The sequence below is a fragment of the Methylobacterium longum genome (genome assembly GCF_022179385.1).
In the GTDB taxonomy this organism is placed as follows: domain Bacteria; phylum Pseudomonadota; class Alphaproteobacteria; order Rhizobiales; family Beijerinckiaceae; genus Methylobacterium; species Methylobacterium longum.
This window is the reverse complement of the sequence record NZ_BPQS01000005.1, coordinates 44,146-61,472: the sequence shown is the minus strand read 5'-3', so window position 1 is coordinate 61,472 and position 17,327 is coordinate 44,146. Positions and strand designations below refer to the sequence as shown.

13 protein-coding genes are annotated in these 17,327 nt (G+C 72.1%); 8 read left to right on the top strand and 5 right to left on the bottom strand.

Annotation, left to right across the window (positions count from 1 at the left end):
* From bchL to bchF, 5 genes are read right to left on the bottom strand one after another with little or no spacing between them, the layout of a single operon-like run.
* Positions 1 to 894, bottom strand: a complete 894-nt coding sequence (gene bchL, locus MFF58_RS06275) for a ferredoxin:protochlorophyllide reductase (ATP-dependent) iron-sulfur ATP-binding protein (RefSeq protein ID WP_238286074.1) — start codon at positions 892 to 894, stop codon at positions 1 to 3.
* Positions 891 to 4,595 carry a magnesium chelatase subunit H gene (locus MFF58_RS06270; RefSeq protein ID WP_238286073.1) on the bottom strand — a complete coding sequence of 1,235 codons (3,705 nt, stop codon included), beginning with the start codon at positions 4,593 to 4,595 and terminating at the stop codon, positions 891 to 893. The genes bchL and MFF58_RS06270 overlap by 4 nt, the downstream gene beginning before the upstream one ends.
* Positions 4,570 to 6,168 (bottom strand): ferredoxin:protochlorophyllide reductase (ATP-dependent) subunit B, encoded by a 1,599-nt coding sequence (bchB, locus tag MFF58_RS06265; protein ID WP_238286072.1) that lies wholly within the window; start codon positions 6,166 to 6,168, stop codon positions 4,570 to 4,572. The genes MFF58_RS06270 and bchB overlap by 26 nt, the downstream gene beginning before the upstream one ends.
* Positions 6,169 to 6,172: 4 nt before the next feature.
* Positions 6,173 to 7,447: a ferredoxin:protochlorophyllide reductase (ATP-dependent) subunit N gene (locus MFF58_RS06260; RefSeq protein ID WP_238286071.1), complete on the bottom strand. Its 1,275-nt coding sequence runs from the start codon at positions 7,445 to 7,447 to the stop codon at positions 6,173 to 6,175.
* Entirely contained in the window at positions 7,444 to 7,950 is a 507-nt protein-coding gene (gene bchF / locus MFF58_RS06255; protein ID WP_238286070.1) for a 2-vinyl bacteriochlorophyllide hydratase, read from the bottom strand. The genes MFF58_RS06260 and bchF overlap by 4 nt, the downstream gene beginning before the upstream one ends.
* A gap of 316 nt (positions 7,951 to 8,266) precedes the next feature.
* Here bchF and MFF58_RS06250 point away from each other — a divergent pair, with 316 nt between their 5' ends.
* The 8 genes from MFF58_RS06250 to MFF58_RS06215 all read left to right on the top strand — a co-directional run bounded on the left by MFF58_RS06250 (position 8,267) and on the right by MFF58_RS06215 (position 17,228).
* On the top strand, positions 8,267 to 9,160 hold the full coding sequence (locus MFF58_RS06250; protein WP_238286069.1) for a cobalamin B12-binding domain-containing protein: 894 nt from the start codon (positions 8,267 to 8,269) through the stop codon (positions 9,158 to 9,160).
* 29 nt (positions 9,161 to 9,189) lie between these two features.
* Complete coding sequence (gene ppsR / locus MFF58_RS06245) at positions 9,190 to 10,635, top strand: transcriptional regulator PpsR (RefSeq protein ID WP_238286068.1); 1,446 nt, start codon at positions 9,190 to 9,192, stop codon at positions 10,633 to 10,635.
* Positions 10,636 to 11,244: 609 nt separating this feature from the next.
* Entirely contained in the window at positions 11,245 to 12,129 is an 885-nt protein-coding gene (chlG, locus tag MFF58_RS06240) for a chlorophyll synthase ChlG (protein ID WP_238286067.1), read from the top strand.
* Positions 12,129 to 13,460: a BCD family MFS transporter gene (locus MFF58_RS06235; RefSeq protein ID WP_238286066.1), complete on the top strand. Its 1,332-nt coding sequence runs from the start codon at positions 12,129 to 12,131 to the stop codon at positions 13,458 to 13,460. Before chlG ends, MFF58_RS06235 begins: the two co-directional genes overlap by 1 nt.
* Before the next feature lie 4 nt (positions 13,461 to 13,464).
* Positions 13,465 to 14,736, top strand: a complete 1,272-nt coding sequence (locus tag MFF58_RS06230; RefSeq protein ID WP_238286065.1) for a geranylgeranyl diphosphate reductase — start codon at positions 13,465 to 13,467, stop codon at positions 14,734 to 14,736.
* Positions 14,733 to 15,233 (top strand): TspO/MBR family protein, encoded by a 501-nt coding sequence (locus MFF58_RS06225; RefSeq protein WP_238286064.1) that lies wholly within the window; start codon positions 14,733 to 14,735, stop codon positions 15,231 to 15,233. Before MFF58_RS06230 ends, MFF58_RS06225 begins: the two co-directional genes overlap by 4 nt.
* Complete coding sequence (locus MFF58_RS06220) at positions 15,233 to 15,604, top strand: hypothetical protein (protein ID WP_238286063.1); 372 nt, start codon at positions 15,233 to 15,235, stop codon at positions 15,602 to 15,604. The genes MFF58_RS06225 and MFF58_RS06220 overlap by 1 nt, the downstream gene beginning before the upstream one ends.
* A 22-nt stretch (positions 15,605 to 15,626) precedes the next feature.
* On the top strand, positions 15,627 to 17,228 hold the full coding sequence (locus tag MFF58_RS06215; protein ID WP_238286062.1) for a cytochrome c: 1,602 nt from the start codon (positions 15,627 to 15,629) through the stop codon (positions 17,226 to 17,228).
* The last annotated feature ends 99 nt before the right edge of the window (positions 17,229 to 17,327 follow it).

Here is a 17,327-nt window from a genome sequence, read left to right as displayed (position 1 = left end):
TCAATCGAAACCGAGGAACTCGAACAGGTCGCGGTCCTTCATCGGGACCGCCTCGCAGGGCGCGGCGCCCGACCAGAGCGTCTCGGCGAGCCGCATGTACTCGGCGGTCACGGCGTCGAGTTCCGGGGACGAGTCCATCTCGAACAGGGTCGACTTCTTGAGCCGCGAGCGGCGGACCACGTCGAGGTCGGGGAAGTGGGCCAGCCGCTTCAGGCCGACTGCGTCGTTGAACCGGTCGATCTCGTCGGTCTTGGCGGAGCGGTTGGCGATGACGCCCCCCAGGCGCACCGGGTAGTTCTTCGACTTGGCGTGGATCGCCGCCACGATCCGGTTCATGGCGAAGATCGAGTCGAAATCGTTGGCGGTGACGATCAGCGCCTGGTCGGCGTGCTGGAGCGGCGAGGCGAAGCCGCCGCAGACCACGTCGCCCAGCACGTCGAACACCACGACGTCGGTGTCCTCCAGGAGATGGTGCTCCTTGAGGAGCTTCACCGTCTGGCCGACCACGTAGCCGCCGCAGCCGGTGCCGGCCGGCGGCCCGCCGGCCTCGACGCACATCACGCCGTTATAGCCCTCGACCACGAAATCCTCGACGCGCAGCTCCTCCGAGTGGAAGTTCACCGCCTCCAGGGCATCGATCACCGTCGGGGCGAGGCGCTTGGTGAGCGTGAAGGTCGAGTCGTGCTTCGGATCGCAGCCGATCTGCAGCACCCGCTTGCCGAGCTTCGAGAAGGCCACCGACAGGTTCGACGAGGTCGTCGACTTGCCGATGCCGCCCTTGCCGTAGACTGCGAAGACCTTGGCGGTCTCGATCTTCAGGTCCGGATCGAGGGCGACCTGGACGCTGCCTTCTTCCTTCCGGGCGACGACCGGATTGCGGATGGCGATGTTCATGCGGCGACTCCTGTGGTGACGCCTTCGAGACGATCCTCCAACTCCTCCTCGGCCCGGTCGAGGGCGTCCCGCATCTCTGCGTTGGGAGTCCAGAAGCCGCGCCGGTGGGCCTCGATCAGCCTTTGGGCGACCTTGGCGGAGGCGGTGGGGTTGAGGGCCGCCATGCGCTCGCGCATGGCGGGGTCGAGGACGTAGGTCTCGGTGATCCGCTCGTAGATCCAGGGCTGGACCGCGTTGGCGGTGGCCGACCAGCCGACCGTGTTGGTCAGGTGGGTCTCGATCTGGCGCACGCCCTCGTAGCCGTGGCCGAGCAGGCCCTCGTACCATTTCGGGTTGAGCATCCGGGTGCGCGTCTCCAGCGCCACCTGCTCCTCCAGGGAGCGGACGCGCCCCTCCCCGCGGGTCTGGTCGCTGATGTAGATCGGCACCGACTCGCCCTTGGCCCGGGCCACCGCCCGGCCCATGCCGCCAAGGCCGTCGAAGTAGTGGTCGACGGAGGTGACGCCGACCTCGACCGAGTCGAGGTTCTGGTAGGCCATGTCGACGGAGGCGAGCACCGCCTGCATCAGGGCGCGCTGCGGCGCCGGGCGGCCGGTGCGGCCGTACGCGAAGCTCTTGCGGCGCGAGAAGGTCTCGCACAGCTCGGCGTCATCGTCCCAGTTCCCGGAATCGACCAAGTGGTTGACGTTGGCGCCGTAGGCCCCCTCGGCGTTGGAGAAGACCCGCAGGGACGCGGTCTCCAGATCGCAGCCCTGCTCGACCTGGATCGCCAGGGCGTGCTTGCGGACGAAGTTCTGCTCCAGCGGCTCGTCGGCGGTGGCGGCGAGGTACGACGCTTCAGCCAGAAGCTTTGTCTGCAAGGGTAGCAGATCGCGAAAAATGCCCGAGAGGGTGACCACCGCGTCGATGCGCGGGCGGCCGAGGGCTTCGAGCGGGATCAGCTCGGCGCCACTGAGCCGGCCGTAGCCGTCGAAGCGGGGGCTTGCGCCGATCAGCGCGAGCGCCTGGGCGATCGGGCCGCCCTCGCTCTTGAGGTTGTCGGTGCCCCACAGGACCAGGGCGACGCTCTCCGGGCAGGGCTTTCCGTCCGCGGCGAAGCGCTCGAGGATGCGGGCCACCTGCCGGGCGCCGTCCGCCACCGCGAAGGCTGAGGGTAGGCGATAGGGATCGAACCCGTGCAGGTTGCGGCCGGTCGGCAGGATAGCGGGATTGCGCAGCAGGTCGCCGCCGGCCACCGGCGGCACGAAGCGGCCGTCGAGCGCCCGCAACAGCGCGGGGACCTCGTGGTCTTGGGCGAGCAGCCGGTCGGTCTCGGCGAGGCTCGCGAAGGCGGCGCGGGTCTCGGGATCGCCCGGCAGTCCGGAGGCCGCGAACGCCGCTTCGGTGCCGGCTCCGGCGACCAGTGCGTCGAGGCCGGCGCGGTCCGGCTTCAGCCCGTGCGAGGCTTCGGCCAGGGCGAGCAGGAGGTCGACCCGCTCCTCCGCCGGGACGCCGTCGCCGACCACGTGCAGCCCGTGCGGGATCAGGGTCTGCTCCAACTCCTGCACGGCGGACCAGAGGGCGCCGACCCGGGCGCCGAGATCGCCGGTCCAGACGGGCTCGGCGGCGACGAGATCGAGGGCCGCGCCCTGGTCCTGAATCATCCGGGCGAGGCTCTCGCGCTCGGGTCCAGCGTCGAGGTCGAGGCCGCGCCAGCGCTCCATCGAACTCTTCAGGTCGATCAGCCCGCGGTAGAGCCCGGCGGCCGCGAGGCTCGGGGTCAGGTAGCTCACGAGCGTCGCGGCCGAGCGGCGCTTGGCGAGCGTCCCCTCCGACGGGTTGTTGGCCGCGTAGAGGTAGACGTTGGGCAGAGCCCCGATCAGCCGCTCCGGCCAGCAGGCTTCGGACAGGCCGGTCTGCTTGCCGGGCATGAATTCGAGCGCCCCGTGGGTGCCGAAATGCAGCACGGCGTCGGCGGAGAAATCTTCGCGCAGGTAGCGGTAGAAGGCCGAGAAGGCGTGGGTCGGCGCGAAGCCGCGCTCGAACAGCAGCCGCATCGGGTCGCCCTCGTAGCCGAAGGCGGGCTGGACCCCGACGAAGACGTTGCCGAACTGGGCGCCCAGCACGAAGATCTCGGCGCCGTTGGTCTGGTGGCGGCCCGGTGCCGGACCCCACTGGGTCTCGATCTCGGCGAGGTAGGGCTCGCGCCGCAGGTGATCCTCAGCCGGGATGCGGGCATGGACGTTGGCCTGGGTGCCGTAACGCTTGGCATTGCCGTCGAGGATCGCCGCGCGCAGGGCATCCACGCTCTCCGGCACCTCCACGGCGTAGCCGTCCGCCGCCAAGCCCTTCAGCGTGTTGAGGAGCGAGGCGTAGACCGACAGGAACGCTGCCGTGCCGGTGGCGCCGGCATTCGGCGGGAAGTTGAACAGCACCACGGCGAGCCGGCGCTGGGCCTTCGCGGTCCGGCGCAGGGACACGAGTTGCGTGACCCGCTCGGCGAGACGCATGGCCCGCTCGGGATGGACCCGCATGTCGCGGGAATTGTCGCTGCCCGATGCGGCGGAGCGGCCGCCGAACACCATCGGGGCGGTGGCGCCGTCGAGTTCGGGGATGGCGACCATCATGGTGGCCTCCACCGGCGACAGGCCGCGCTCGCCCGCCTCCCACTGCTCAAGGGTCTGGAACTCCAGCGCCTGGGCGGCGAGGTAGGGCACGTCGAGCCGGGCCAGCATCGCTTCGGCGGAAGCGGCATCGTTGTAGGCGGGGCCGCCGACCAGGGAGAAGCCGGTGAGGGACACGAGGGCGTCGATGCAGGCGCGCCCGTCCAGCATGAAGAAGGACTCCACCGCCGGGCGGTTGTCGAGGCCGCTGGCGAAGGCCGGCACCACGTCGAGGCCCTTCGCCTCCAGGGCCGCGATGACGCCGTCGTAATGGGCGGTGTTGCCGGCGAGCACGTAGCTGCGCATCACCAAGAGTCCGACACGGCCCTTCGCGCCGGGGAGGCGCGGCAGCCGGGACGGGTCGGCGCCGATCCGGCCGGGCAGGCGCGGGTGGTAGAGACCGGTCTCGGGGTAGTCGAGGGGCGCGGGGGGCGCCGGCCCGTCGCGCCACGCCGCCCGCGCGCCCGCCGCGTAGCGGTGCACGAGGAAGCGCACCAGGGCGGCGACGTTCTCGTCGGAGCCCGCCAGCCAGTATTGCAGGGTGAGGAAGTAGGCACGCACGTCCTGCGCCGAACCCGGGATGAAGCGCAGGATCTTCGGCAGCTTGCGCACCAGGGCCATCTGCCGGCCGGCATTGCCTTGCTGGCCGGGCTTGCCGCGCAGCTTCTTGAGGAAGTCGAGGGCGCTGCGCTTGTTGCCACTCATGTCGAAGCGGCCGAGCCGCGTCGTCTTCACCACGTCGCTCGCCGAGAGGCAGCCGATCATCGCGTCGCAGGCCTCGCGCCGGGCCGCGAGCGCCGGCAGGATCGCCCGGACATGCTCGTCCATGAACAGCATGGCCGAGAGCACGATGTCGGCCTGCGCGATGTCGGCCCGGCAGGCTTCCAGCGTCGACGGGTCGGTCTCCCACTCGGCCGCCGCGTGGAAGCCCAGCAGCAGTCCGGGCATCTCGGACCGGAGGCGCAGGCGCGCCCGTTCCACCGCGCTCGCCAAGTGATTGTCGAGCGTGACGATGACGATGCGGATCGGCGGCCTAGCGGCCGTAATGCGCTTTGGCATCGTAGAGGGTCTCGATGGTGATGAGCGGCAGGTGCCGCTCTCGGGCGAAGGTCTCGGTGTTGGTGCGGGCCTTGCCGCGCACGAAGAACGGGATCTTTCTCAGTTCCTTCTCGGCTTCCGGCGACCACGCAGTCGCCACCGCCCTGTCCAGCAGGATCGGAACGGGCGCCGGCGTCGGAGGGGTGTCGGCCGGCGCCGGTTCCGCAGGCCCGGACGCCTCGTCCGCCTGAGTCCCGAAGGACTTGCCGCCGAGATGCGAGGGGCCGACGCCGTCGTGAAATTCGGGGTCCTCCCGGAACATGCCGAGGAGGTGTTCTTCGAGGCCCATCATCAGGGGATGGACCAGGGTGTCGAACAGGACGTTGGCGCCCTCGAAGCCCATCTGCGGGGCGTAGCGGGCCGGGAAGTCCTGGACATGGATTGGCGCCGAGATCACCGCGCAGGGAATGCCGAGTCGCTTGGCGACGTGGCGTTCCATCTGGGTGCCGAGCACGAGCTCTGGCGCCGCCGCGCGGATCGCCGCCTCGACGTCGAGATAATCGTCGGTGATCAGCGCCTCGAGATCGTGCTCGGCCGCCTCTGCCCGGACCTCGCGGGCGAATTCACGGCTGTAGGTGCCGAGGCCGACCAGCTTGAAGCCGAGTTCGCGTGCCGCCACCCGGGCTAGGCCGATGGCGTGGGTCGCGTCCCCGAACACGAAGACGCGCTTGCCCGTCAGGTAGGTCGAATCGACCGAGCGGGAGTACCAGGGCAGGCGCGAGCCCGGGCCGTCGAGCACGGGCGCCGGATCGATCCCGGCGATCTCCGCCACCTCTTCGATGAACCGGCGGGTGCCGCCGACGCCGATCGGCAGAGTCTGCGTGTACCGCTGCCCGAAGCTTTTCTTCAGGTAGTCCGCGGCCGATCGCGCCGTCTCGGGGTAGAGCACGACGTTGAAGTCGGCGTCCCCGAGGCGGCCGAGATCGGCCGGCGAGGCCCCCAGCGGGGCGACGATGTTGACGGCGATCCCGAGGGAATCGAGCAGGCGGCGGATCTCGATCAGGTCGTCCCGGTGGCGGAAGCCCAAGGCCGTCGGCCCGAGGATGTTGCAGAGCGGGCGCCGACCGGGCTCGCGCGCCGGACGCGGGGCCGGCGGACCGGCGAGCGCCCGGACGAGGCGATAGAAGGTCTCCGAGGCGCCCCAGTTCTCCTTCTTCTGGTAGGCGGGCAACTCCAGCGGGATCACCGGGATCGGCAGGTCGAGGGCCTTGGCGAGACCGCCCGGATCGTCCTGGATCAGCTCGGCGGTGCAGGAGGCGCCGACGATCATCGCCTGGGGCTGGAAGCGGGCGTGCGCGTCGGCGACCGCCGTCTTGAACAGCTCGGCCGTGTCGCGGCCGAGATCCTGGGCGCGGAAGGTGGTGTAGGTGACGGGCGGGCGGGCGTCCCGCCGCTCGATCATCGTGAACAGCAGGTCCGCGTAGGTGTCGCCCTGCGGCGCGTGCAGCACGTAGTGCAGCCCGGACATCGCCGTGGCGATGCGCATGGCGCCGATGTGGGGCGGACCCTCGTAGGTCCAGAGGGTGAGCTGCATGGCGCTACACCTCCAGCAGGGCGCGGCGCCGGAGCGGGCGCACGAACAGCTCGGCGAGGTCGCCGGCCTGCTCGTAGCCCTGCACGGGCGTGAACAGCAGCTCGATCGACCACTTGGTCGACAGGCCCTCCGCCTCCAGCGGGTTGGCGAGGCCGAGGCCGCAGACCGTGAGGTCCGGCCGCGCCGCCCGGCAGCGGTCCATCTGGTCGTCGAGGCTCTGGCCCTCGGTTACCCGCGTGCCCTGGGGCAGCAGCTCGATCTCGGCGGCGAGATGCGCCCGGTGCAGGTAGGGCGTGCCGACCTCCACGAGGTCCGCGCCGAGTTCCCGAGAGAGGAAGCGGGCGAGCGGGACTTCGAGCTGCGAATCGGGGAAGAAGAACACCCGTTTGCCGCCGAGCGTTTCCCGATGGGGGGCGAGGGCGGTCTCGGCCCGGGTGCGGCCCGGGGCCGTCGCCCGGTCGAAGTCGGCCTCGGCGACGCCGAACGCCTCGGCCGCCGCCCGCAGCCATCCGGTCGTGCCCTCGGCGCCGAGCGGGAACGGCGCGGGGAGCCGGCGGGCGCCGCGCTCTTCGAGGGCGCGGGCCGTGTCGGCCAGGAACGGCTGGGCCAGGAGGTAGCGCGTGTTGCGACCGACCGCCGGCATCGTGCCGGCCCGGCGGGCGGGCAGGAATCGGACGTCGCCGATCCCCATCGCGGCGAAAATCCGGAGAAACTGGTCCTCCACCACGTCGGCCAGCGCCCCGACCACCAGGAGCGACGGCGCGGCCGTCTCGGACTCGCGGGGCAGGTCCGGCACCAGGGCGGCGAGGCAGGCATCCTCGCCCTGCGTGAACGTCGTCTCGATGCCGGAGCCGGAGTAGTTCAGGACCCGCACGGGGGCGAGACGGCCCGACAGCCGCTGCGCCGCCCGCGACAGGTCGAGCTTGATCACCTCCGACGGGCAGGAGCCCACCAGGAACAGGAGCTTGATGTCCGGCCGCCGCTCGATCAGCCGGGTCACGACCCGGTCGAGTTCCTCGTTCGCGTCGGCGATGCCGGCCAAGTCGCGCTCGTCAATGATCGCGGTGGCGAAGCGCGGCTCGGCGAAGATCATCACCCCGGCGGCGGACTGGATCAGATGCGCGCAGGTGCGTGAGCCGACCACGAGAAAGAACGCATCCTGGATCTTTCGATGCAGCCAGACGATCCCGGTGAGGCCGCAGAACACGGCCCGCTGCCCCTGCTCCTGGTGCAGGTCGATGCCGCCACAACCGGGCTGATGGACCAGGGGGGCGTTCATGGAAGCGCCTCCACGAGACGCGTCACACGGTCCTCGGCGCCCTCCAGGCGGGCGGCACGCAGCTTCAACAGGAACTGACCGGCGTTGACCACGTAGGTGGCGTAGGCCGCAAGCGCGAGGAGCAGCAGCGCTTGGCCGCCGAGGGCGCCCGTGGCGAGGGCGGCGAGGTAGGCCGTGTGGAGCGCCAGCACCAGCATGCTGACCACGTCCTCCCAGAAGAAGGCCGGAGCGAACAGCCAGCGGCCGAACACGTCCTTCTCCCAGATCGAGCCGGTGACCATGATCGCGTAGAGCGCCAGCGTCTTCACGACGACCGAGATCTCGGCGGCACCTTGACCCTGCCCCTCGACGAGGGCGCGCAGCACCAGGATCAAGCTCGCTAGGAAGATCACGAACTGCAGGGGTGCGAGCACGCCCTGGACGAGCGTCCAGCGGGACGCGTCGCGCCGTTGCCGCTCGGCGGGCGTGTAGAGCGGTCGTGTCGGCCGGTCCCCGGGACCCATCCATCCGCCCCCAATTTGCCCGGCGCCGATGGCCCCGTCGTTGGCAGAGGCTAGGTCGAGGGTCCCAGAAGTGTCAAGTGCGCTTGACGCTTTTGCTCACTGACAGACGAGCCGATATTTTTCTTCCTCTAAGATCATTGCCAAGTTCGTCAGGAAGCGTATCGTCGCTGCCGCTGACGGACATTGTGGCAACTTGGCTGGTCGGGACCAGGGGCCAACGAAGACGAAGAATAGACAGGCGTGCAACGCCGCACCCGATTCGCGAACGCAGCTGCTGGTCCTTTCCGGGCCGGGGCCGTATCAGGGAGGGATGCCGATGGGAGACTGGAGGCATTTCGGCGAACGCCTGGAATATGGTCCACCGTCGGCCGGCTGCGGGCCCGTCGATGAGGGGAGCTCCGTCTTCCGCGATGCCGCCCTCGCCTGGGCCGAGCCGTACCGGCCGCTGCCGGACGCGCTGGCCCGCGTCGTCGAGGGCGAGATCCTGCCCCGACTGATGCTGGCCCACCGTCCCGCCGCGGGCCGCCGCGGGCAGCGCGAGCGCGGCCCAAGCCCGCGGGAGATCGCCGAGTTCAGCGCCCTGCTGCTCGCCCCCGGGCCGGTGGATCTCGACGCCCAGGTGGATGCCCTGCGGGACGGCGGCCTGCCGCTCGCGCGCCTCCTCCTCGACCTCCTCGCCCCCGCGGCGCGGCACCTCGGATCCCTCTGGGAAGAGGATGCCTGCGACTTCCTCGCCGTAACGGAGGCGCTCGGCCGCCTCCAGTCGGTGAGCCGCCGCCTCTGCGCCGAGCTGGAGAGCGAATCGGTCCCGGCGAACGGCCGCAGCGTGCTGCTGTTCCCCTGCCCCGGCGAGACCCATCGGTTCGGCCTGTCGATCGTTGCGAGCTTCTTCCGGGAGGCCGGCTGGGACGTGACCACGGCGGTGCCGGGCCCCGACCTCGATCCCCTGGCCCTCCTCGGCGCGGACTGGTTCGACGTGGTCGGCCTGTCGCTCTCCGCCGATGTCCTGCTGCCGGCGCTGGCCGCGACGGTGACGGACGTGCGGCGCGCCTCGCGCAATCCCGGCCTCCGCGTGCTGGTCGGGGGGCCCTACTTCGCCCGCCACGGCGGCGAGGCGGGGGTCGTCGGGGCGGATGCCTGCGTGGTGGACGCGTGCCTGGCACCCGCCACCGCGGAAGCTTTGCTGGACAGACAGGCATTGGCCTGCTGAAAGGGTTGCAACCCGAACATCACATTGCGGTGACCGTGACGCCCCAGCCCCGCCCCTCCCCGCAGCCGCCGCCCAAGGCGCTGCAGCAGGTGGCCGGCCACCTCGACGGCGAGGCGGTCGGGCGGATCGTCGCGGCCTCCGCGGACCTGTCGCTGGTGATCGATGCCGACGGGGTCATCCGCGACGCGACCATCGGCACCGATCTGGAGGCGGAGAACATCCCCGGGTGGCTGGGGCGGCGCTGGGTCGACATCGTGACGGTGGAGAGCCGGCCGAAGGTCGATTCCCTCCTGCGCGACGCGCGGCCCGAGGGCATCACCCGCTGGCGCCAAGTGAACCACCCCTCCCCCAGCGGCATCGACCTGCCGATCCGCTACGCCTCGATCCGGCCGGCCGAGGGCGGGCCGATCCTCGTGCTCGGCCGCGACATGCGGGCGGTGGCCGCCCTGCAGCGCCGGCTGCTGGAGACCCAGCAGGCCCTGGAGCGGGACTACGACCGCCTGCGCGCCGCCGAGACCCGCTACCGTCTGCTGTTCCAGATCTCGGGCGAGCCGGTCCTGGTGGTCGACGCCGGCGCGCGCCGGGTCGTCGAGGCGAACCCGGCGGCCGCGCGCCTGCTCGGGCGCTCCGCCAAGCGCATCGGCGGGCAGGACGCCGTCGACCTGTTCGATCCGGTCAGCACCCGGTCCCTGGAGGCGCAGTTCGCCGCCCTGCGGGCGACCGGGCAGGCCGGCGAGATCCGGGCCGTCCTGCCGCACGGCCGCGGCGAGGTGACGGTGTCGGCGTCGCTGTTCCGCGGCGAGGGCGGCGCCAGCGTCCTGATGCGGCTCGTGGCCGATCCGGCTCCCGCGGAGGGGGCCCCCGACCAGGAGGCGCCGACCCGCGCGGTGATCGACGCGATGCCCGAGGGTTTCGTGCTCACCGACCCGGCGCGGCACGTCCTGACCGCCAACGCCGCCTTCCTGGAACTGGCCCAACTCGCCACGGAGGGGCAGGCCCGGGGGCGCAGCCTCGACCAATGGCTCGGCCGCGACGAGACCGAGGCGCAGGCCCTGTTCGCGACGCTCGTCGACCACGGCGCCGTGCGCCGTTTCCCCACCGTCGTCCGCGGCACCTTCGGCGGCATTGAGGATGTGGAGGTCGCGGCCGTGTCGGTGGCCGGCGCCCGCCCCTGCCTGGGCTTCGCCATCCGGCCCGCCCCGCGGCGGATCTCGGAGGGCCGGTTCGGCGTCGGGCGGGAGGTTCCGCGCTCGGTGGAGCAGATGGCCGAGCTGGTCGGGCGGGTCTCGATGAAGACCCTGGTGCGCGAGACCACCGACCTGATCGAGAAGCTCTGCATCGAGGCGGCCCTTCGTATCACCCGGGACAACCGGGCCTCGGCGGCCGAGATGCTGGGCCTGAGCCGGCAGGGCCTCTACGCGAAGATGCGCCGCTACGGTGTCGGGGACCTCGACGGGCAGGCCGAGGAGGCCTGAGGCCCGGATCCGCCCGGGACAGTCCCGGCTGCGCGACGCCTCCCGTTTCCGCGACGCTCCCAGGACCGCCTCGGCACGTCGCGGCCGCCGCAGGGAGGATCGTGGGGCGCCACGGTGCCCGCCGCCAGGACGAACGGGGGCGCCGGCTCGCTCCGTCCCATGACGACCGCTCCGGCGGGTCGGGATCCGGTCTCGGCCAGCAGATCAGGATGGCATCGCCGGTCCGCGCCGCTCCGGGGTGGATCGTGAGCCGGCAGGGCGCGGCGTCCGTGGTGGACGGGACCGCGCGGGAGGTCCGGCGAGCGCGGGCCGGGCCGCACGCCCGCCGCGGAGCCGGCGCACGCCCGGGAGAGGCCGGGATCGGGCAGGATGCGGCAATGCGCCGGGGTCTGCCTCCGCACCCGCATCATGGGCGCGCAGGACGCGCGAAACGCCCTTCGGCGGCGCACAAAACCCCCGCCGCACCGGGCGTCGCATGCGCGCTCGACGCACGTGACGCATAATGTATTTTCGTCCGGCGGTTGTATTCGCCCGACAAAGGCGGCGCACAGCCCAGGCGCCAGTGTAAATCTATCTTGACACTCGGGCGGGGGGCGGTAGCCTCCCGGTATGGCCGCCACGCCCGCCCCGAGCGCAGTCCTCGAACTGCTGAAGCCGATCACGTGGTTCGCGCCGATGTGGGCGTTCGCCTGCGGCGTGATCTCGTCGGGGCAGCCCGCGCACGGCCAGTGGCCGGTCATCGCCGCCGGGGTGCTGCTCGCCGGACCGCTGGTCTGCGCCACCAGCCAGGCCGCCAACGACTGGTTCGACCGCCACGTCGACGCGATCAACGAGCCGAACCGGCCGATTCCCTCGGGCCGCATCCCGGGCCGCTGGGGCCTCTACCTCGCCCTGGTCTGGACGCTGCTGTCCCTGGTGGTGGCCGCGGCCTTGGGGCCGTGGATCCTCGGGGCCGCCCTGTTCGGGCTGGCGCTGGCCTGGATCTACTCCGCGCCGCCCCTGCGCCTGAAGAAGAACGGCTGGTGGGGCAACGCCGCGGTGGCGCTCTGCTACGAGGGCCTGCCCTGGTTCACCGGCGCCGCCGTGATGGCCGCCGCCCTGCCGGACCGCCGGGTGCTGGTCGTCGCGCTGCTCTACGCGACGGGCGCCCACGGGATCATGACGCTGAACGACTTCAAGTCGGTGGAGGGCGACCGGCGCATGGGCCTGCTGTCCCTGCCGGTGCAGATGGGCACCGAGCGGGCCGCCCGCTTCGCCTGCCTGGTGATGGCCGTGCCGCAGGTCGCGGTGATCGCGCTCCTCGTCGGCTGGGAGCAGTACGGGCATGCCGGCCTCGTGGCCGCCCTGCTCGCCGGGCAGGCGGCCCTGATGGTCCGGTTCCTCGAGAGCCCCCGGGAGCGGGCGGCCTGGTACAACGGCACCGGCACCACCCTCTACGTGCTCGGCATGCTGGTCGCGGCCTTCGCCCTGCGGCCGCTGGTGGGAGGGGCGTGATGGCATCGGATCCGAGCGCAGGCCTCGGCTGGCCCCAGATCGTCCGCCTCGGCCTCGTCCAGACGGCGCTCGGCAGCGTCGTCGTGCTGATGACCGCCACCCTCAACCGGGTGATGGTGGTGGAGCTCGCGCTCCCCGCCTTCGTGCCGGGCCTGCTGGTCGCCCTGCACTACGCCGTGCAGGTGCTGCGCCCGCGCTGGGGCTACGGCTCCGACCGGAGCGGCCGGCGCACCCCCTGGATCGTCGGCGGCATGGCGGCCCTGTGCCTCGGCGGGTTCGGGGCGGCCTGCGGCACCGCGCTGGCCGCCGAGAGCCTCGCCCTGGGTCTGGCGCTGGCCGCCCTCTCCTTCCTGTGCGTCGGCATGGGCGTCGGCGCGGCCGGGACCTCGCTCCTCATCCTGCTGGCGGGCGGCGTCGCGCCGGCCCGGCGCGGCGCGGCCGCCACCATCGTCTGGGTGATGATGATCGTCGGCTTCGCCGTCACGGCGCCGCTCGCCGGGCACTTCCTCGACCCGTTCTCCGGCCTGCGGCTCGTGGCGGTCTCCGGCACGGTCTCGCTCGTCGCCTTCTGCGTGGCGGCGCTCGCGGTCGCCGGCTTCGAGGGCCGCCTGCCGGCCCGCGCCCCCGAGCCCGCCGAGGCGCGGCGGCCGTTCTTCGCCGTGCTGGCCCAGGTGCTGGCCGATCCCGTGGCCCGGACCTTCACGGTCTTCGTCTTCGTCTCGATGCTGGCCTACAGCGCCCAGGAGCTGATCCTGGAACCCTATGCCGGCCTCGTCTTCGCGATGAGCCCCGGCGCCACCACGAAGCTCGCCGGCCTCCAGCACGGCGGCGTGCTCGCCGGGATGCTGCTGGTGGCCGGGGTGACGCTCGCCGCCCGCGGCACCCCCCTGGCCTCCCTGCGGCTGTGGATCGGGATCGGCTGCGCCGGCTCGGCGGCCGCCCTCTTCACCCTGGCGAGCGGCGCGGCGGCCGGTGCGGAATTTCCCCTGCGCGCGACGGTCTTCGCCCTCGGGGTCGCCAACGGCGCCTATGCGGTCGCCGCCATCGGTTCGATGATGGCGCTGGCCGGACGCGGCGACGCGCGCGAGCGCGGCACCCGCATGGGCGTGTGGGGCGCCGCGCAGGGCGTCGCCTTCGGGGCCGGCGGCTTCCTGGGCGCGGTGGCGGTGGATGCCGTCCGGCTCGTCACCGCCGAACCCGTCCAGGCCTACGCGGCGGTGTTCGCCGCCGAAGGCGTGCTGTTCCTCGCCGCGGTCGTCCTGGCGGCGCGGCTCGAACCCGCTCCGGCACCGGCCCCGGTGTCGCTCGATCCTGCCTTCAGCGCACGGTGATCCCATGGCTCGGTTGGATGTTGGCGGACGCGGTTCCCCCCTCCCCTCCGCGGAGGCGGGTGGCCCCCGCGGGGGGCGTGAGCCGCTCTACGACGTCGTGGTGGTCGGCGGCGGCCCGGCCGGGGCCACCGCGGCCACCGACCTCGCCCGGGCCGGCCACGCGGTGCTGCTCCTCGACAAGCCCGGTCGGATCAAGCCCTGCGGCGGCGCGATCCCGCCCCGCCTGATCCGCGATTTCGCGATCCCCGATTCCCTAATGGTCGCCAAGATCCGGTCCGCCCGGATGGTGGCGCCGAGCGGCAAGACCGTCGACATGCCGGTGGGCGAGGGCTTCGTCGGCATGGTCGACCGCGAGCAGTTCGACCCGTGGCTGCGGGCCCGGGCTCAGGAGGCCGGCGCCGACCTGCGCGAGGCCGCCTACGAGAGGATCACCCGGCCGGACGACGGGCCGGCGCTGGTCCACTTCGCCACGGGGGCGGGGGAATCGCTCGCCCGCCACGCCGTCCGGGCGCGCCTCGTCATCGGGGCCGACGGGGCGTGCTCGCCGGTCGGGCGGGCCGAGGTGCCGGGCCACGCCAAGATGCGGCAGGTCTTCGCCTATCACGAGATCCTGCGGGTGCCGGAGGCCGGCGCTCCCGGGGCGGCGGCGGTCGATGCGGCCCGCTGCGACGTCTACTACCAGGGCCGCCACTCGCCGGACTTCTATTCCTGGATCTTCCCGCACGGGGACACGCTGAGCATCGGCACCGGCAGCGCCAAGAAGGGCTTCTCGCTGCGCTCCTCGATCCGCACCCTGCGCGCGTCGACCGGCCTCGATCGGGCCGAGACGCTGCGCCGCGAGGGCGCGCCGCTGCCCCTCAAGCCCCTGAAGCGCTGGGACAACGGCCGGGACGTGCTGCTGGCGGGCGACGCGGCCGGCGTCGTCGCGCCGGCCTCCGGCGAGGGGATCTACTACGCGATGCTGGGCGGCCGGCTCTCGGCCGAGGCCGCCGCCGCCTTCCTGGAGACCGGCGAGGCCCGCGCCCTGGCCCTGGCGCGCAGGCGCTTCATGAAGCTGCACGGCCGCGTGTTCTGGATCCTCGGGATGATGCAGTGGGTCTGGTACCGCAGCGACGGCCTGCGCGAGCGCTTCGTCTCGATCTGCCGGGACAAGGACGTGCAGCAGCTCACCTGGGACAGCTACATGAACAAGGAGCTGGTCCGCGCGAAGCCCGCCGCCCACGCCCGGATCTTCTTCAAGGACCTCGCCCACCTGTTCCGCTGGGTCTCCCCGTGAATCCCTTCGCCGCGGAGGCCGGCTGGGGACCGGCCGCGGTGGCCGCGGTGGCCGCCCTCGTGGTGGCCGTTGCCGGCGGCCTCGCGACCAACACGGATGCCTGGTACCGGGCCTTGCGGGTCCCGGCCTGGAAGCCGCCGGACTGGGCGTTCGGGCCGGTCTGGACCGTCATCTTCCTGCTCACCACCACCGCCGGGGTGCTGGCCTGGAACGGCGATCCCGACCCCGCCGCCCGGGGCGTGCTGCTCGCCGCCTACGCGGTGAACGGGGTGCTCAACATCGCCTGGAGCGTGCTGTTCTTCCGGTTCCGCCGGCCCGACTGGGCGCTGGCCGAGGTCGTCGCCCTGTGGCTGTCCATCGCCGTGCTGGTCCTGGTCACCGGCCGGGTCGGCCTCGCCGCCGGGCTGATGAACCTGCCCTATCTCGCCTGGGTCAGCGTCGCCGCCTGCCTCAACCTGCGGATCGTGCGCCTCAACCCACCGTTCCGGGCCGCCTGATGGACGGCCCGCTCGCCGCCGGGTTCGCGTCCGGCCGGATCGTCGACGCCATCCTGGTGCTGGTGGCCCTGGAGGCGCTGCTGCTGGTCTGGCTGTGCCGGCGCGCGGCCCCGTTGGCCGGGCTGTCCCGGCCGGCCTTGCTGGCCAACCTCGCCTCCGGGGCCGCCCTGATGCTGGCCCTGCGCGCCGCCCTGGTCGGCGCCCCCTGGAGCGCGGTCGCCGCCTGGATGCTCGCCGGGCTCGTCGCCCACCTCGCCGATCTCGGCCTGCGGATCCGCAGCGCCATGGCGCATCGCCGCAGGGCGCCGGGACCAGGAACAACGCCGGGAACGGACGCGTTCACGCGCGTCACCACTTTCAAACGACTTTAATTTTCGCAGGGGAGACGTGGCCATGCAGCGCCCGAGGCAACGCACGAACCTCCCCGCATCCGGCTGGGCCTCGGCCCCGCTCCTGGCGGGCCTCCTCCTGGCCGGCCCGGTCCACGCGCAGGACGGCACCGATCCGGTTGAGCGGGGCAAGTACCTCGTGACCATGGGCGACTGCGCCGCCTGCCACACCGCGCCGGGCGGCAAGTACCTCGCCGGCAACTACGCGCTGAACATGCCCTTCGGCGTGATCATGACCCCCAACCTCACCCCCGACAAGGAGACCGGGCTCGGCGACTACGCGTATGCTGACTTCGAGAAGTCCTTCCGGGGCGGCTACAGCAAGCATGTCGGCTACCTGTATCCGGCCTTCCCGTTCGGCTGGTACACCAAGGTCAGCGACGAGGACACGAAGGCGATCTGGGCCTACCTGCAGTCGATCCCGGCGGTGAGCGAGAAGCGCCAGGAGAGCCAGATCCCGTTCCCGTTCAACGTCCGCACCGCCCTGGTGACGTGGCGGACCGCGTTCTTCACCGAGGCGCGCTTCAAGCCCGACCCGAACGCCAGCGCCGAGGTGAACCGCGGCGGCTACCTCGTGGAGGGGCTCGGCCACTGCGCCATGTGCCACAACGAGAACAAGCTGGTCGGCAATTCGAGCTTCGCGGGCCGCTTCGGCGGCGGCGTGATCGACGGCTGGTACGCCCCCAACATCACCCCGGACGGCCACCAGGGCATCGGCGCCTGGACCGACGAGCAGGTGGTGACCTACCTCAAGACCGGCACCGCCCCGGGCGACCGGCCGGGCGTCGCCGCCGGCCCGATGCGCCAGACCATCATGGAATCCCTCTCCAAGGTGAAGGAGGAGGACCTGAAGGCCATGGTGGCGTATCTCCGCACCGTGCCGGCCAAGCAGACCTACAAGCCCAAGGATCTCGCGGCCTTCGACACGCCCGACGCCCCGGGCGCCTCGACCTACCTGACCTACTGCTCCTCCTGCCACCAGCCCGACGGCAAGGGCATCGAGGGCGCGGTGCCCGCGCTGGCCGGGAACACCTCCGTCCAGTCCGAGGGGCCCGAGACGGTGCTGCGGGTGATCTACGGCGGGCTGGCCGCCCAGAGCGGCCTCGCCCCGATGGTGGCGATCGGCCAGCAGATGACCGACGTCGAGGTGAAGAACGTCACCGACTACATCCGCAACTCCTGGGGCAACAAGGCGCCGGTGGTGACGGGCGAGAAGGCGTCGGAGGCGCGCGCCGCGACCCAGACCATGCTGGCCGGCACCGCCCCCTGCGCGGAGATCGAGCAGGACAAGCTCAAGGCGGCCTTCGACAAGATCGGCGTGCAGGAGATGCTCAAAGGTCTGAAGCAGCAGGACTTCGTGCCGACGCTGGTCCGGCTGGTGCCGCAGATCAAGGGGGCCTCGACGGGCGCCACGGACGACGACGTGGTCAACGCCCTGACCACGGCCTTCTGCAAGGTCGGCCGCGACGACCCGCAATACGGCAAGCCGAGCTGGCCGGCCGTGATCGGCACCTTCGCCAACGTCGCCTACAGCCAAGTGAAGAATCCCGAGAAGCAGGCGGTGAACGTGCCCTCCGCGACCACGCCGCCGACCGGTAAGAACTGAGGCGGCGGGCGCCCCCTCGTCCCGGAACGCCGCCGCGGCGCCCCGGGACGAGGTACAAGGAGTTCTCGCCCCAAATTCTCGCCCGAAGCTCCGGTCCTG

Bases quoted from the DNA above. Each gene is read 5' to 3' on its own strand.
- bchL (WP_238286074.1), bottom strand. From the start codon at position 894: ATGAACATCGCCATCCGCAATCCGGTCGTCGCCCGGAAGGAAGAAGGC.
- MFF58_RS06270 (WP_238286073.1), bottom strand. From the start codon at position 4,595: ATGCCAAAGCGCATTACGGCCGCTAGGCCGCCGATCCGCATCGTCATC.
- bchB (WP_238286072.1), bottom strand. From the start codon at position 6,168: ATGCAGCTCACCCTCTGGACCTACGAGGGTCCGCCCCACATCGGCGCC.
- MFF58_RS06260 (WP_238286071.1), bottom strand. From the start codon at position 7,447: ATGAACGCCCCCCTGGTCCATCAGCCCGGTTGTGGCGGCATCGACCTG.
- bchF (WP_238286070.1), bottom strand. From the start codon at position 7,950: ATGGGTCCCGGGGACCGGCCGACACGACCGCTCTACACGCCCGCCGAG.
- MFF58_RS06250 (WP_238286069.1), top strand. From the start codon at position 8,267: ATGGGAGACTGGAGGCATTTCGGCGAACGCCTGGAATATGGTCCACCG.
- chlG (WP_238286067.1), top strand. From the start codon at position 11,245: ATGGCCGCCACGCCCGCCCCGAGCGCAGTCCTCGAACTGCTGAAGCCG.
- MFF58_RS06235 (WP_238286066.1), top strand. From the start codon at position 12,129: ATGGCATCGGATCCGAGCGCAGGCCTCGGCTGGCCCCAGATCGTCCGC.
- MFF58_RS06230 (WP_238286065.1), top strand. From the start codon at position 13,465: ATGGCTCGGTTGGATGTTGGCGGACGCGGTTCCCCCCTCCCCTCCGCG.
- MFF58_RS06220 (WP_238286063.1), top strand. From the start codon at position 15,233: ATGGACGGCCCGCTCGCCGCCGGGTTCGCGTCCGGCCGGATCGTCGAC.
- MFF58_RS06215 (WP_238286062.1), top strand. From the start codon at position 15,627: ATGCAGCGCCCGAGGCAACGCACGAACCTCCCCGCATCCGGCTGGGCC.